Origin of the sequence: Streptomyces sp. NPDC102490, from assembly GCF_044765285.1 — a bacterium.
Classification (GTDB): Bacteria; Actinomycetota; Actinomycetes; order Streptomycetales; family Streptomycetaceae; genus Streptomyces.
In genome coordinates this window covers 99835-114148 of record NZ_JBIWJU010000009.1, presented here as the reverse complement: position 1 = coordinate 114148, position 14314 = coordinate 99835, and the positions used below count along the sequence as shown (strand labels likewise).

Below are 14314 nucleotides of genomic sequence, written 5' to 3'. Positions count from 1 at the left end.
GTGGGCGCGACCGATTTCCCGCCCGCACGGCGACGCGTGCCGCGGTCCGGCCTCAGGCGTCCGCGGACCCGGCCAGGGAACGCGGGCGCAGGTCGGTCCAGTTGGCCTCGACGTAGGCCAGGCAGGCGTCCCGGGTGTTCTCCTCGAAGACGGTCGTCCATCCGCCGGGCACCGCGGCGAAGGACGGCCAGAGCGAGTGCTGGCCCTCGTCGTTCACCAGGACGAGGAAACGGCCGTCGGGGTCGTCGAAGGGGTTGGTGCTCATCCGCGCTACCTCCCACTGAATTAGGTTAGGCTCGCCTAATGCGCGATGAGCTTAGCCTTCTGGATTTCCGCTCCACAAGGAGACGTTCATGACGCCGTCGGGGCCGGACCCCTTCGCCGCGTTCGGGCTGCCCGGCGCGCCCGGCACCGACGCCTTCTGGGCCGCCGTGACAACGCCCGTGGCGGTACCCGACGGTGACGGGTGGACGACCCTGTTCCTGTGGCGCGGGGTGCAGCCGGCGAGCGTCGTCTTCGAGAGCTGGTCGGCCCCGGTGCCGCTGCGCCGGTGGGACGACACGGACTGCTGGTACGCCGAGGTGCGGATGCCGGCGCGGCTGCGGGTGACCTACCAGTTCCTGGTGGGCGACGCGGCGTACGCCGACCCGTGCAACCCGGCGGGCGCGGGCGGCGACCGGTCCATCGCCGCCACCCCGGACGCCCCGGCCCAGCCGCACTGGCCCCCGGTCGGCGCCTGCGATGTCCTGCCGCTGCCCCGCACCCGGCTGCGCTGGACCAGCGAGCGGCTCGGCGGGCGGCGCACCGTGCGGGTCCATCCGGTGGGCGGGGGCGGGCCGTTGGTGCTGCTGCTGGACGGGGACGACTGGCTGTACCTGCACCCGGCGACGGCCGCCTTCGACTCGGCCGTCGCGAGCGGTGAGATGCCTCCGGTCACCCTGGTGTTCCTGCCCGCCAAGGACCGCGGGGCCGAGTTCGGGTGCCGGCCCGCGCTGTGGGAGGCGGTGCGGGACGAGTTGCTGCCCCTGGTGGCCCAGAGCGGGGTACCCGCCGACCCCGGCCGGACGGTGGTCGCGGGGCAGAGCCTCGGCGGGCTGAGCGCGCTGTACGCGGCGCTGGAGTTCCCGGAGTTGGTGTCGCGTGTCGCCTGTCAGTCGGCGTCGCTGTGGTGGACGCCCGGCGCCGAGGATCTGGCGGACCCGTTGGGCGGCCCGGTCGGCGGCACCCTCGCGGCACGCCTGCGCGCGCGTCCCGACCTGTCCGGGCTGCGGATCGCGTTCGACGTGGGCGAGCACGAGACGCGGATGCTCCCCCACTGCGCCCTGGTGGAGACCCTCACCGAACAGGCCGGTGCGACCGTGCGGGTCTCCAGGTCGGCCTCCGGCCACGACCGCGCGGGCTGGCGGCACGCCCTGCTCCGGGACGTGGCCTGGGCCCTCGGGTAGGGGTCACCGCGCCCGGCCCACCGGGCCACCCGGCCACCGGGCCTCCGGGTCACCGAGCCACCCGGCCACCGGCTCACCAGCTCACCGGCCCACCGGGTCACCTGGACCACCCGGCCACCGGATCACCGGGTCACCGGGTCACCGGGTCACCAGCTCACCGGGTCACCGCCAGGCAGTACGCCTCGTCGGTGGCCAGGAGGTTGCGGTGCGTGTCCTCGGCGGTGATGACGCCGTCGTCCAGGACGAGGACGCGGTCGGCGGCGTCCAGGAGGGCGGGGCTGCTGGTGATCACGAGGGTGGTGCGGTCCCGGCGCAGCTTGGCGACACCGCGCGCGATGAGCTGTTCGGTGACCGCGTCCACGGCCGTCGTCGGGTCGCGCAGCACCAGGACGTCGGTGTCGGCGGCCAGCGCGCGGGCCAGGGACAGCCGTTGGCGCTGCCCGCCGGAGAGGTTGGCGCCCCGGTCGCGGACGGCGTAGTCGAGCCCTTCGCGGTGCAGCGCGACGACGTCGGTCAGCATCGACGCCTCGACGGCCTCGGGGACCGTCCGGCTGGTGCCCGACGGGTCGATGTTGGACCGCAGGGTGCCCGCGAAGATCTCGCCGTCGTACGGGTTGACCAGCAGGTGCTCGCGGACGCCCTCGACCGCCAGGTCCGCGAGGTCCCGTCCGCCGACCCGCACCGTCCCCTCGTACCCGCCGGGCGGCACGTGCAGCGCGAGGACCGCCGCGAGGTCGGCCGCCGCCCGGGGCTGGTACGCCGCGACGGCCACGAACTCACCCGCCCGGACCCGGAACCGCACCTTGCGCAGCGCGCCGTGCCGCACGCAGTCGACCTCCAGGTCCCCGCCCGGGGCCGGTCGCTCCGTCCCCGGTGTCGTCACCGGCGGTGCGGTGAGGACGAGGGCCATCCGCTCGGCCGAGGCGCGCGCGATCATCACGTACTTCGGCATCTCAGAGAACAGTTTCAGCGGTTCCATGATGAACTGCGCGAGGCCCACGGCCATGACCAGTTCGCCGATGGTGATCCGGCCCCGGAAGGCCAGCCAGCCCGCCGTGAGGGTGACGGCGGCGGCGAGCACCGCGTTGAGGGCCAGGGCGGTGCCCGCGTAGACGCCGCTCACCCGGGCGACGGTGACGGACTGGCGCTTCGCCTCCGCGCTGACCTCGCGGTAGGAGCGGAACGCCGCGTGGTTGCCGCCGAAGCCGTGCAGCGGGCGCAGGCCGGTGATGAGGTCGGCGACCTTGGCGCCGGCCCGTGCCACCCGGGCCTGCTGCTCGCGGGTGCTGGAGCCGATGCGCTTGGACATCACGCTCAGGACGGACAGGATCGCGACGGTCCCCACGATGACCAGCAGCCCGAGCCGGAGGTCGGCCAGGCCCAGCGCGACCGCGGCGATCAGCACCGCCACGAGCGAGCTGATCAGCAGCGGCACCACCTCGATGATGTCGGCGGTCTGGTCGGCGTCCTCGGTGGCGATGGTCAGCACCTCGCCGGACTTGAGGTCGACGTCCCGGGCCACCGGCTGGAGTCCGCAGCCCGCGACGCGGACCCGCCAGCGGTGCGCCTCGGTCGTGTTGGCCTTCTGGAGGATCCGCATCCCGAACCGCCAGGACAGGGAGACGGTCGTGATGATGACGGCCAGCGCGGCGACGGAGACGCCGAGCGCGTGGAGGCTCCGGTCCCGCATGGTGTGTTCGACGATCAGGCCGAGGGCGATGGGGAAGGCCGTCTCACCGGCCTGGTAGAGGCCCATGAGGACGGTGCCCCAGGCCATCGCGCCGACGTTGCGCCGCAGGGCGGTGCGGAGGATGTCGGACCCCGCGCGGGGCCGCTGTGTGTCAGGAGTGGTCATCGAGGTGGAGGGCAATCGCTTCCGGGGTTCGCAGGGTGAACAGATCGCGGATCGTGATCACTGGACCGTACTCCCGGCGGAGCAGCCCGGTCAGCCGCACCGCCAGCATGGAGTGGCCGCCGAGGGCCACGAAGTCGCTCACGGCGCTCACCTCGTCGTCGTCCAGGTCCAGGGCCTCGGCGAAGAGTTCGCACACCGTCGTCTCGGTCTCCGTCTCCGGCGCGCGCTCCCCCGCCGTGGTCAGCGCGCCCAGCGGCTTGGCCGCCGGGAGCGCCTTGGTGTCGGCCTTGCCGTTCACGGTCAGCGGGATGGCGTCGACCTGGGCGTAGTGCGTGGGGCGCAGGAAGTCCGGCAGTCCGGCGCCCACGTCGGCGGCGACCTCGGCCAGGCCGGCGCCGTCCAGCACGAGGTAGGCGGCCAGCCGGTGGGCGCCGTCGACCTGCGGGTCGGGCTGGGCGACGGCGGCGACGAACCGCACCGCGGGATGGGCGGCGAACACGGCCTCGACCTCGCCGAGTTCGACCCGGTGGCCGCGGATCTTGACCTGCTGGTCGGTGCGGCCGAGGTACATCAGGTTCCCGTCGGGCCGCCGCACCACCAGGTCGCCGGTGCGGTACATGCGCTCGCCGGGGACACCGAACGGGCAGGCGACGAAGCGGTGCGCGGTCTGGGCGGGCTGCCCGAGGTAGCCGCGCGCGATGCCGGCGCCCGCGACGTACAGCTCGCCGGGCACGCCGTCGGGCAGCGGTCGCAGCCACGGGTCGAGCACGTACACGTCCGTGTTGTCGATCGCGACGCCCACCACCGGGTCCGGGCACTCGAAGGTGCCGACGCCGAGGGTGTTGATGGTGTACTCGGTGGGCCCGTACAGGTTGTAGCCGACGGTGCCCTCGGTCTCGGCCAGCCGCCGCCACAGCGCCGGGGTGACGGCCTCGCCGCCGAGCAGCACCAGCGCGGGCCGGCGGGCCGGGTCGTCGAGCAGGCCCTCGGCGACCAGTTGCTGCGCGTAGGTCGGGGTGACGTTGACGACGTCGATGCCGTGCTCCAGGCAGTACGCGACCAGTCGGGGCGCGTCGCGGCGCAACTCCTCGTCGCAGATGTGCACTTCGTGGCCGTCGGCGAGCCACAGCAGCTCCTCCCACGACATGTCGAACGCGAACGACACGGTGTGGGCGACGCGGAAGGTCCGGTGGCCGTGCCGCGCCAGGACCGGTTCGAAGATCCGGCGCTGGTGGTTGACCAGCATGTTGGTGAGTCCGGCGTACTCGGTCACCACCCCCTTGGGCCGGCCGGTCGAGCCGGAGGTGTAGATGGTGTACGCGGGGTGCCGCAGCCGGTGCGGGTCGTCCGGCGCGAAGGTCACGAACGGCTCGGCCTCGGGCAGCGGCCGGTCCAGCTCGATCAGGTCGAGGCCGCCGGTGAGCCGGTGCGAGACCGCGCTGGTCGTGAGGACGGCGTCCGGGCGGGCGTCCGCGACGATCGCGGCGATCCGCTCGTCCGGGTGGTCCAGCTCCAGCGGTACGTAGGCGGCGCCGGTGCGCAGGACGGCGAAGAGGGCCACGATCGAGTCGAGGGAGCGCGGCAGGGCGAGGCCCACGGTCGCCTCGGGTCCGACGCCGCGCCGGGCCAGTACACCGGCCACCGCCCGGCTGCGATCCCGCAGTTGCGCGAAGGTCATGGTGGAGCCGTGGGCGACGAGCGCCGTCCGTCGCGGGTCGCGGTCGGCCGCCCGGTCGAAGCGGTCCACGACGGTGTCCGTGCCGATGTCGGTGCGTGCGGCGGGGCGGGGTGCGGGGGCCAGGCCGGGGAGGGACCCGAGCGGCTCCTCGGACCCGGTGCGCGCGGCGAGGTCGTCGAGCACGCGCAGGTAGTCGTCGAGGAGGCGCCGGGCGCCCTCGGTGTCGTGGTCGCGGTACTCCAGTTTGACGGTGAGCCGGTCGCCCGGGGTGACCACCCACGTGAACGGATAGTGGGTGGAGTCGTCGGCCCGCACCGAGGTGATGCCGTGCCGGGCGTTCATCTCCGCGAAGGCGTCCGGGTCCAGGAAGTTCTGGAGGACGAACAGGTTGTCGAACAGCGTGTCGTGGCCGCCGGCCCGCTGGATCTCGCCGAGCCCGAGGTGCTCGTGCTCCATGGCGTCGACCCTGGCCGCCTGCACGGCCGTGAGGTAGGCGCGGACCGTGTCGTGCGGCCGGGCCCGCGTCCATTGGGGCACGGTGTTGAGCAGCACGCCGACGACGTCGGCCAGCCCTTCGCCCTCCCGGCCGGAGACGGTCACGCCGAAGACGGCGTCGGCGCGGCCGGTGCGGGCGCCGAGGAGGAGGCCGAAGGCGCCGGTCAGCACCGAGTTCAGCGTGACGCCGTACGTCCTGGCGGCAGCCCGCAGCGCGTCGGACTCCTCGAAGGTCAGCGTGTGCACGAGTGCGCGCGGCAGGTCGTCGGTGAGGGCGGGTGCCGGTCCGGCGAGCAGGGTCGGGCCGGGCAGTCCGGCCAGGTGCCGTGCCCAGAAGCGTTCCGACGCGGCCGGGTCCTTGGCGGCGAGGGCCCGGGTGTGGTCCTCGAAGGCCGGCGTGGCGGGCACGGCGTCGAGGGGCGCGCCCTCGACGGCGGCCTCGTAGGCGTCGAACAGGTCGCGCAGGACGATCTCCCGCGACCAGCCGTCCCACAGCAGCAGGTGGTAGCTGAGCAGCAGGCCGTCGCGGTCGTCCGGCAGCCGCACCACGGTCAGCCGGATCAGCGGCGGCTCGCCGGGGTCGAATCCCCGTTCCCGGTCGTCCAGCCGCAGGGCGTCGACCTCGGCGTCCGTCGCCGCCTCGACGGTGTGGACGTCGACTTGGCGGCCCGCCGCGAGGACCTGCACCGGGTTCCCGTCCTCGTCCGTGGTGAAGCCCGCGCCCACGGCCGGGTGCCGTGCCAGCAGGTACCCCGTCGCCCGGGACAACGCGTCGGCGTCCAGGCGCCGTTCGAAGGTGAAGTAGCTCTGGGCGACGTAGTGCCCGGCCGGGCCCGTCAACTGGGCCTGGAAGTACAGGCCCCGCTGGAGGGGGCCGACCGGTGCCGTGCGCTCGGCCGTCGCGGCGGCCGCCGCGATCCCTTCCAGCGCGCGGCACCAGTGCTCGGTGATCTCGTCGGGGACGCCCTCGGCCAGGGTGAAGGCCGCGTGCAGGCTGCCGGTGGCCGCGTCGGTCCACGCGTTCACCTCGACCGCGTACGGGGTGCCCTGGCCGCCGCCCGTGAGCCGCGGTGCCTCGGACTCGCCGCCCCGGCCCAGGTAGTGGAAGAGGACCTGCGGCCGGGCGGTGAGCAGCGGGGCGGTCTGCGGGTTGAGGTACCTGAGGCCGCCGTAGGCGACGTGCGCGTGCTCGTCCGGCTGGCGTGCGGCGACTTCGCGCGCCGCGGCGACGGGGTCGGTGTGCGCGGTGAGCCGTACGGGCGCGATGGCGGTGAACCAGCCGACGGTGCGGGTGTAGTCGTGGTCGTCGCGGGCCGGGGCCCTGCCGTGCCGCTCCAGGTCGACCGCCAGGTCGGTGGGCGCCGGCTGGACGCGGGTCAGCGCGGTGCGCAGCGCCCCGCACAGCAGCTCGGTGAGACCGACGCCCAGCGCGGTGGGCGCGGTACGGGTGACGCGGTCGCTCAGGTCGGGGGCGAGGACGACCGTCCGCTCGCGCGGGTTGACCGCGGGGGGCAGCGGGGCGGGCGCCTGGAGGGTGGTGATCCAGTGCGCCAGGCCGTCGGTCCCTTCCCCGGCCCGGTACGTCAGTGCTCGGGCGTACTCGGCATACGGCGTGGTCTGCGGTGCCGGGTCCGCGCCGCGCATCGCGTCGGCCAGGTCGTCCAGCAGGATCAGCCAGGACACGGCGTCGACGGCGAGGTGGTGCACGGCGACCACCAGCGTCCGGGTCGCCTCCAGCCACGTGAAGGCGATGACGTCGCCGTGCTCGGGATCGAGGCGGCCGGCCGCCTCGTCGGCCGCGCCCGCCGCGTCGGTCCCCAGGGCCCGGACCACGGTGACCTCGCGGACGGGTTCGGTGCGCAGGGACCACGCCCCGTGGTCGACGCGCAGCCGCAGCCGCAGCGCCGGGTGCGCGGCGACGACGGCCTGCGCGGCGCGCTCCGCGTCGGCGAACCCGGTGCCTTCGGGTGCCGCCAGCGTCCTGGCCTGGGCGAACCGGGCGAGCGATCCGCCCAGTTCCCGTTGGCGCAGGATGATCGGCGTGGGCGGCAGCGGGCCGTCCTCCTGACGGGCGGGTGCGGAGGCCGCGGGCCGTGGGGCGCGCGTGCCCAGGTGCTCGGCGAGCGCGCGGGGCGTCCTGAGCAGGAACACGTCGCGCGGCGCGATCGGCAGGCCGAGCGCCCTGGCCCGGTTGATCACCGTGATGGCGACGATGCTGTCGCCTCCGGCGGCGAAGAAGTCGGTGTCGGCGTCCGGGTCGGAGCCCGGCAGCGTCGCGGCGAAGAGGTCGACGAGTGACGCGAGCACGGAGTCCTCGCCGCCGTCCACCGCGCCCCCGTCCCCGTCCCCCGCAGCGCCGTACGACGCATCGCCGCTTTCGGGGGGTGTCAGTGCCGCGCGCTCGGTCAGCGCCCCGCGGTCGAGCTTCCCGTTGACCGTGAGCGGCAGGGCGTCCACGGGCAGCACCCGGCCCGGCACCATGTGCGCGGGCAGCGTCGCCGACAGCAGCGCGGTGAGGTCCGCGGGCGCCCGGCCCACCACGTGCGCGACCAGGTGGTCCGCGCTGTCGGCGACGGTGACGGCGGCGTCGACGACGCCGTCGAGGTCCCGGATCGCGGACTCCACCTCGCCCAGCTCGATGCGGAACCCCTTCAGCTGCACCTGGTCGTCGGCGCGGCCCACGAACTCCAGCTCGCCGTCGAGCGTGCGGCGGGCGAGGTCGCCGGTGTGGTACATGCGGGACCCGTCCGCCCTGAACGGGTCGGCCACGAAACGGGCGGCGGTGAGCCCCGGCCTGCCCAGGTAGCCGAGCGACACCTGGTCGCCGGCGACGTAGATGGCCCCGACCCGGCCCGGCGGCACCGGGCGGAGCCGGTCGTCGAGGAGATGGGTGACCAGGCCGGGGACCGGGCCGCCGATCGGGCTGGTGGTGGCCGCGCCGGGCGCGAAGTCGGCGGCGGTCAGCACCCGGTGGGTGACGTGCACGGTGGTCTCGGTGATGCCGTACATGTTGACCAGCTCGGGCGAGTCGGTGCCGTGCCGCTCGACCCAGTCGCGCAGCCGCCCGAGGTCCAGCGCCTCGCCCCCGAAGACGATCCGGCGCAGCGCGGGCAGCGGCTCGCCCGCGTGCCGGTCGGCCTCGGCGAACCGGTGGAACGCCGACGGGGTCTGGTTGAGCACGGTCACCCCGCGCTCGCGGACCAGGCGGTGGAAGTCGACCGGGGAGCGGGTCAGTCCGTACTCCGGCACCAGCAGCTCACCGCCGTGCGCGAGCGCGCCCCACAGCTCCCAGACGGCGAAGTCGAAGGAGAAGGAGTGGAACTGGACCCACACGTCGTCCGGGCCGAAGGACATCGCGGGCCGGGTCTGGGCAAGCAGCGTCACGACACTGGAGTGCGGGACGACGACGCCCTTGGGCCGCCCGGTCGAACCGGACGTGTAGATCACGTACGCGGGGTCGTGCCAGTCGGCCGCGGGTCCGGGCTCCGCGGCGGGGGGCGGGTGCTCCTCCCCCGGTACGAGCACGCGGGCCGGCCCGCCCGCGCGGTCCAGCAGCCCCGTGAAGCGGTCGCGCTGCTCCGGGTCCACGAGGACGACCTGCGGGGCGGAGTCGGCGAGGACGTACTCCAGGCGCGCGTCCGGGTACGCCGGGTCCAGCGGTACGTAGGCCCCGCCCGCGGCGACGACGGCGATCAGGGCGACGACCTGCTCGACGGAGCGCGGCACGGCGACCGCGACCCGCTTGCCGGGACCGACACCGGCCGCACGCAACTTGGCGGCCAACTCGTCCTTCGCCGCGGCCAGTTCGCCGTACGTCAGGGTCCGGGTTGCGCCGTCGAGGGCGCACTGGGTGACGGCGGTGGCGGCCGGGTCGCGGCGGGCCGCGGCGTCGAACAGGTCGCCCAGGGTGGTCGGGGTGACCGGCTCCACGTGTCCGGCGCCACCGGCCGCGGTCAGGTCGCCGACCGGGGCGTCCGGCCGGGTGAGCAGGGCGGTGAGGTGCCGGGTGAAGGTGTCCAGGATCTCGCGGACGCGGGTGTGTCCCAGCAGCTCGGCGTCGTGGATCACGTTGAAGCGCGGGCGGCCGTCCGGCGTGCGTTCCACCACCAGCGTCAGCGGGTAGTGCGGGGCGCCCTCGTTGACGACGGCGGTGACGGCGAGGGTGTCGCCGGGGCGCCGCAGCCCGGCCACGTCGGTCGCCACGTCGAACACCACCAGGGTGTCGAAGAGCGCTCCGGTACCCGCCCTGCGGGCGATCCGGGCCAGCGAGACGTGCTGGTGGGGCAGTACCGCGCTCTGGTGCGCCCGGACGGAGGCGAGCAGTTCGCGGGCGGTGGTGGTGCCGGACCAGCGGGCGCGCACGGGAACCGTGTTGATGAGCAGGCCCACCATGTCCTCGATGCCGGGCACGTCCGCCTCCCGCCCCGACACCGTGGAGCCGAACACCACGTCGTCGCTGTGCAGGAGGCCGCCCAGGGTGAGCGCCCAGGCGCTGTGCACGGCGACGCTCAGCGGCACACCGGCCGACCGGGCGGCCGCGTCGACGTCGGTGTCCGCCGTCACGGCGGTGTCGGCGAAGTGCGCGGAGGGTGTGTGGCCCTCGGCGATCAGCGACGGGCCGGGGAGTCCGGCCAGTTGCTCCTCCCACACCCGGTCGCTCGCCTCGTCGTCGCGGGCGGCGAGGCGGCGTACGTGGTCGGGGAAGCCGCCGAGCGCGTGGCCGGAACCCGGCGCGTGGTATTCGGCCAGCAGGGTGCGCAGCATGGGCGGCACGGACCAGCCGTCGGCGACGATGTGGTGCACGGTCTGCACCAGGACGTGCCGGCCGGCTTCCGTGCGGATGAGGGTGTACCGCATCAGCGGACCGGTGGCCAGGTCGAATCCGGCGCGGCGGTCCCGTTCGGCGAGGGCGCGGATCTCGTCGTCGGTGATGCCGGGGCGGTCCAGCGCGGTGAAGGGTGCCTCGACGCCGTTCTCCAGCACGGAGACCACCCGGCCGTCGGCCAGGGCCACGAAACGCGCGGCGAGGTTCGGGTGGAGGGCGAGCAGGCGGGTCGCCGCCGTCGCCAGCCGCTGCGGGTCCACCTCGCCCTCCAGAGTGAGCAGTTGCTGCTCGACGTAGCTGCCGGTGGCGTCGCCGTCGTAGACCGAGTGGAAGTACAGGCCCTCTTGCAGCGGGGTCAGCGGGAGGATGTCCCGCAGCGCCGGGCCGTCCAGCGCGTCGACGTCGGCCTGGGTGAGCGGCAGCGGGCGGAAGTCGCTGGGCGAGTGGCTGCCCTGCTCCAGCGCGGCAAGTCCCGTGAGGGCCTGCTCGTAGTAGGCGCCGAGGGTCGTGATGTCGGCGTCGGTGAACATGCCGTCGGGCCAGGAGATGGCAGTGATCAGCTCGTACCCGCCGGTGGGGCCGGGTTCGGCGATCGCGTTGAACTCCAGGGCGCGGGGCAGCCGCATCCGCGGGTCGCGCTTCTCGCCCAGTTGTCCGGTGGTGCGGGCGCGTTGCCAGTCTCCGGAGGAGCCCGCGTCGAAGCGGCCCAGGTAGTTGAAGAGGACCTGGGGTGCGGGCGCGTCGAAGGTGGCCTGGGCCAGGTGGCGCAGGGCGCCGTAGGAGACGCCGTGGTCGGGTACGCGCGCGAGGTCCTCCTTGACCGCCTTGAGCGCGGCGGCCAGGTACGCGGGGGCGGTGGGGTCGGTGGCGATGCCGGGGTCGACGGTCACCGGGAAGAGGGTGGTGAACCAGCCCACGGTCCGGGAGAGTTCCGGCTCGAAACCGGCGGTCGGGGCGACGAACGCGGCCTCGCGGCCGTGGCCCTCGAGTTCGAGGTGCGCGAAGGTCTGACTCTGGCCGAGGTCCCGGCGCCGTCGGGCGAGGGCGACGGCGAGCGCGGTGACCAGGACGTCGTTGACACCCGCGTGGAACTTCGCGGGGGTGTCGCCGAGGAGCGCCGCCGTGGTCCGGGCGCCGACCGTGACGGTCCGGGTCCGCTCGCGGGCCACGGTGTCGTCCTCGGTGAGGGCGCGTCTGCCCAGTGGTTCGTCGGGTCCCGGCAGGGGGCGCCGGTAGTAGGTGCTGTCCGCGTCGAACGCGGCGCGCTCCAGCAGTTGGGTCCAGCGCCGGAACGACGTTCCGACCGGCGGGAGTTGGATCGCCGTGCCCGAGGCGAGCTGCCGCCAGGCCGTGGCCAGGTCGTTCATCAGCACCCGCCAGGACACGCCGTCGATCACCACGTGGTGGACGACGACGGCCAGTTGCCGTGCCTCGCGGCGCCAGACGGCGCGCAGCATCGTGCCGCCCGTCGGGTCGAGTTCCCCGGTGGCGAGGGCGATGCACGCGTCCAGCGGCTCGTCGCTCTCCTGCCAGAGGGGCCCGGCAGGGACGGCGTCCGCATCCGGGATGTCGAAGCTCCAGCGGTCAGCGCGCACCAGCCTGGCCCGCAGCATGGGGTGGTGGCGGACGAGGGCGGTGAGGGCGGCGTCGAGGGCTTCGGCGGTCAGGTCCGCCGGGGTGTTGAGCACGACCGACTGGACGAAGCCGTCGATCGCGTCCGTGGTCTCGCCGAGCCACTGCACGACCGGTGATCCGACGACGGTGCCGGTCGCCACGTCGCGGTGGTCCACGGCCGTGGTGTCCTCGCGGCTCGCCACCGCCGCCAGCGCTCCCACCGTGCTGTGGGCGAAGATCTGTCCGGCCGTGACATGGAGTCCGGCGTCGCGCAGCGCGCTCAGCAGGGAGATCGCCAGGATGCTGTCGCCGCCCAGCTGGAAGAAGTCCTGGTCGACCCCCACCTGGTCCAGTCGGAGCAGTGCCGCGACCGCGGCGCACACCGTCCGTTCCTCGTCGGTGGTGGGCGCGGCGACGGTGGCCGTGGCGACCACGGGTTCGGGCAGCGCGTTCCGGTCGAGCTTGCCGTTCGCGGTGAGCGGGAACTCGGTCAGCACGACGATGTGGGTGGGCACCATGTACTCCACCAGGTGCGCGCCGGCCCACGCCTTGACGTCGTCCGCACGCAGGTCCTCGTGTCCGGCGGCCGGGATGACGTAGCCCACCAGGTAGGTGCCGCCCGCCGTGTTCGTCTTCGCGACGACGCAGGTGTGGCGCACGTGAGGATGCTCGGCGAGGCCGACCTCGACGTCCTCGATCTCCAGCCGCATGCCGCGGATCTTGATCTGGTTGTCCGCGCGGCCGAGGAAGTCGAGCGAGCCGTCGGGGGCGAAGCGCGCGAGGTCGCCGGTCCGGTACAGCCGGGAGCCGTCGTCCGCGAAGGGGTTCGCCACGAACCGGGAGGCCGTCAGGCCCGGCGCGTTGACGTAGCCGCGTCCCAGCAGCAGTCCTCCCACGTACAGTTCGCCGCCGACGCCGACCGGCACCGGGCGCAGTTCGTCGTCCAGGACGTACAGCTGGGTGTTGGGGTTGGCCCGGCCGATCGACGTAGACAGGCGCTCCGCCGCTCCCCGGTAGACGACGTGCGAGACGCCGATGGTCGTCTCGGCGGGGCCGTAGCCGTGGTAGAGGGGGATGTCGAGCCGGGTGCGGAAGCGCTCGTACAGTTCGGGCGTGAGCACCTCGCCGCCGCACCAGACGTGCCGGAGGCTGTCGAGGCGCCCCGAGTCGCCCGCCATCTCCAGGAGCACGTCCAGCATGGAGGAGACCAGGTAGGTGAAGGTGACGCGCTGTTCGTCGATCACGCTCAGCAGGTGCTGCGGGTCGCGTTCGCCGCCGGGGCGCAGGACCACGAGTCGGCCGCCGCTGACGAGGGGCAGGAAGATCTCGTTGATGGAGATGTCGAAGGACAGTGGCGCCTTGAACAGGGACGCGTCGTCGGGTCCGAAGCCCAGGATCTCGTGGATCTGCCACAACAGGCGTTCGCTGATCGCCTCGTGCCGGATCATGGCGCCCTTGGGCCGCCCGGTCGAACCCGAGGTGAAGATCACGTAGGCCAGGGCGTCGCCGGGGACGGTGATCCCGGTCCCCTCGGTGGGGTGGGCGGCGAACCGCCAGTCGCCGAGGTCCACGGCCACGGCATCCGGTTCTGTGCGGGCGTGCTCGCCGGAGGAGTTGAGCTGGACGACGACGCCCGCGTCCTCGATGACGACGGCCCGGCGTTCGGCGGGCCAGTGCGGGTCGAGCGGGACGAACGCACCGCCCGCCTGGAGCACGCCGAGCAGCCCGATCACCATCTCGGCGGAGCGTTCCAGGGAGATGCCGACGACGTCCTCTTCGGTGAGTCCCCGGGCGATGAGGTGATGGGCCAACTGGGCGGACAGCTCGGCCGTCTGACGATAGGTCAGCGTGCGGCGTTCGTCGACGACGGCTACGGCGTCCGGCCTGGCGCGTGCTTGTTCGCGGAACATCTCCACCAGGGTGGGGCGGACCCGGTCGGCGTCGGTGTCGTTCCACCGGGCGAGGTGCGCCAGCCGCTCCGCCGGGCCGGAGGGGCCGATGGTGCCGAGCGGGCGGTCCGGGAAGTCGGCGAGGTCGTCGAGGGCACGCTGGGCGTCGTCCGGTACGACGTCGTCCGGGAGCGTGATGGTCCGGCCGTCCGCGCCCACGCGCCAACCCCCGGGGGCCGTACCGCCGTTGTCGGCCCAGCCGAGCACGTCGGTGAACAGGGTGCCCGGGGTGAGGTCGAGCCCGGCGGGGCCGCGGCCCGAGGCCCAGTACGCCAGTCCGACGGCGCACGCCTCAGCGACCACCCGGTCGGAGAAGTCGCCGGTGCGTCGGCGTATACCGGTCAGCTGCGCGGGAGAAAGCCGTATGAGAGAAGCGGTCGGTTCCATCATCGAAGACTCAACGCCCCTTCCAAGGAGTGAAGGCAGGCTAACCTAACTTAGGCTTGCCTAACA

General features: G+C 73.9%; 4 protein-coding genes. 1 reads left to right on the top strand and 3 read right to left on the bottom strand.

Annotated elements, in window-relative coordinates; genetic code table 11:
* Positions 1–52: 52 nt before the first annotated feature.
* Positions 53–265 (bottom strand): MbtH family protein, encoded by a 213-nt coding sequence (locus ACIRGB_RS21775; protein ID WP_052841344.1) that lies wholly within the window; start codon positions 263–265, stop codon positions 53–55.
* 88 nt (positions 266–353) lie between these two features.
* Here ACIRGB_RS21775 and ACIRGB_RS21770 point away from each other — a divergent pair, with 88 nt between their 5' ends.
* Positions 354–1445 carry an alpha/beta fold hydrolase gene (locus ACIRGB_RS21770; RefSeq protein ID WP_403867452.1) on the top strand — a complete coding sequence of 364 codons (1092 nt, stop codon included), beginning with the start codon at positions 354–356 and terminating at the stop codon, positions 1443–1445.
* 154 nt (positions 1446–1599) lie between these two features.
* On the opposite strand, the gene ACIRGB_RS21765 is transcribed toward ACIRGB_RS21770, so the two are convergent.
* Both ACIRGB_RS21765 and ACIRGB_RS21760 read right to left on the bottom strand, forming a co-directional pair.
* Positions 1600–3300 (bottom strand): ABC transporter ATP-binding protein, encoded by a 1701-nt coding sequence (locus ACIRGB_RS21765; protein ID WP_403867449.1) that lies wholly within the window; start codon positions 3298–3300, stop codon positions 1600–1602.
* Positions 3287–14251 carry an amino acid adenylation domain-containing protein gene (locus ACIRGB_RS21760; RefSeq protein ID WP_403867446.1) on the bottom strand — a complete coding sequence of 3655 codons (10965 nt, stop codon included), beginning with the start codon at positions 14249–14251 and terminating at the stop codon, positions 3287–3289. Before ACIRGB_RS21760 ends, ACIRGB_RS21765 begins: the two co-directional genes overlap by 14 nt.
* Between the last annotated feature and the right edge of the window lie 63 nt (positions 14252–14314).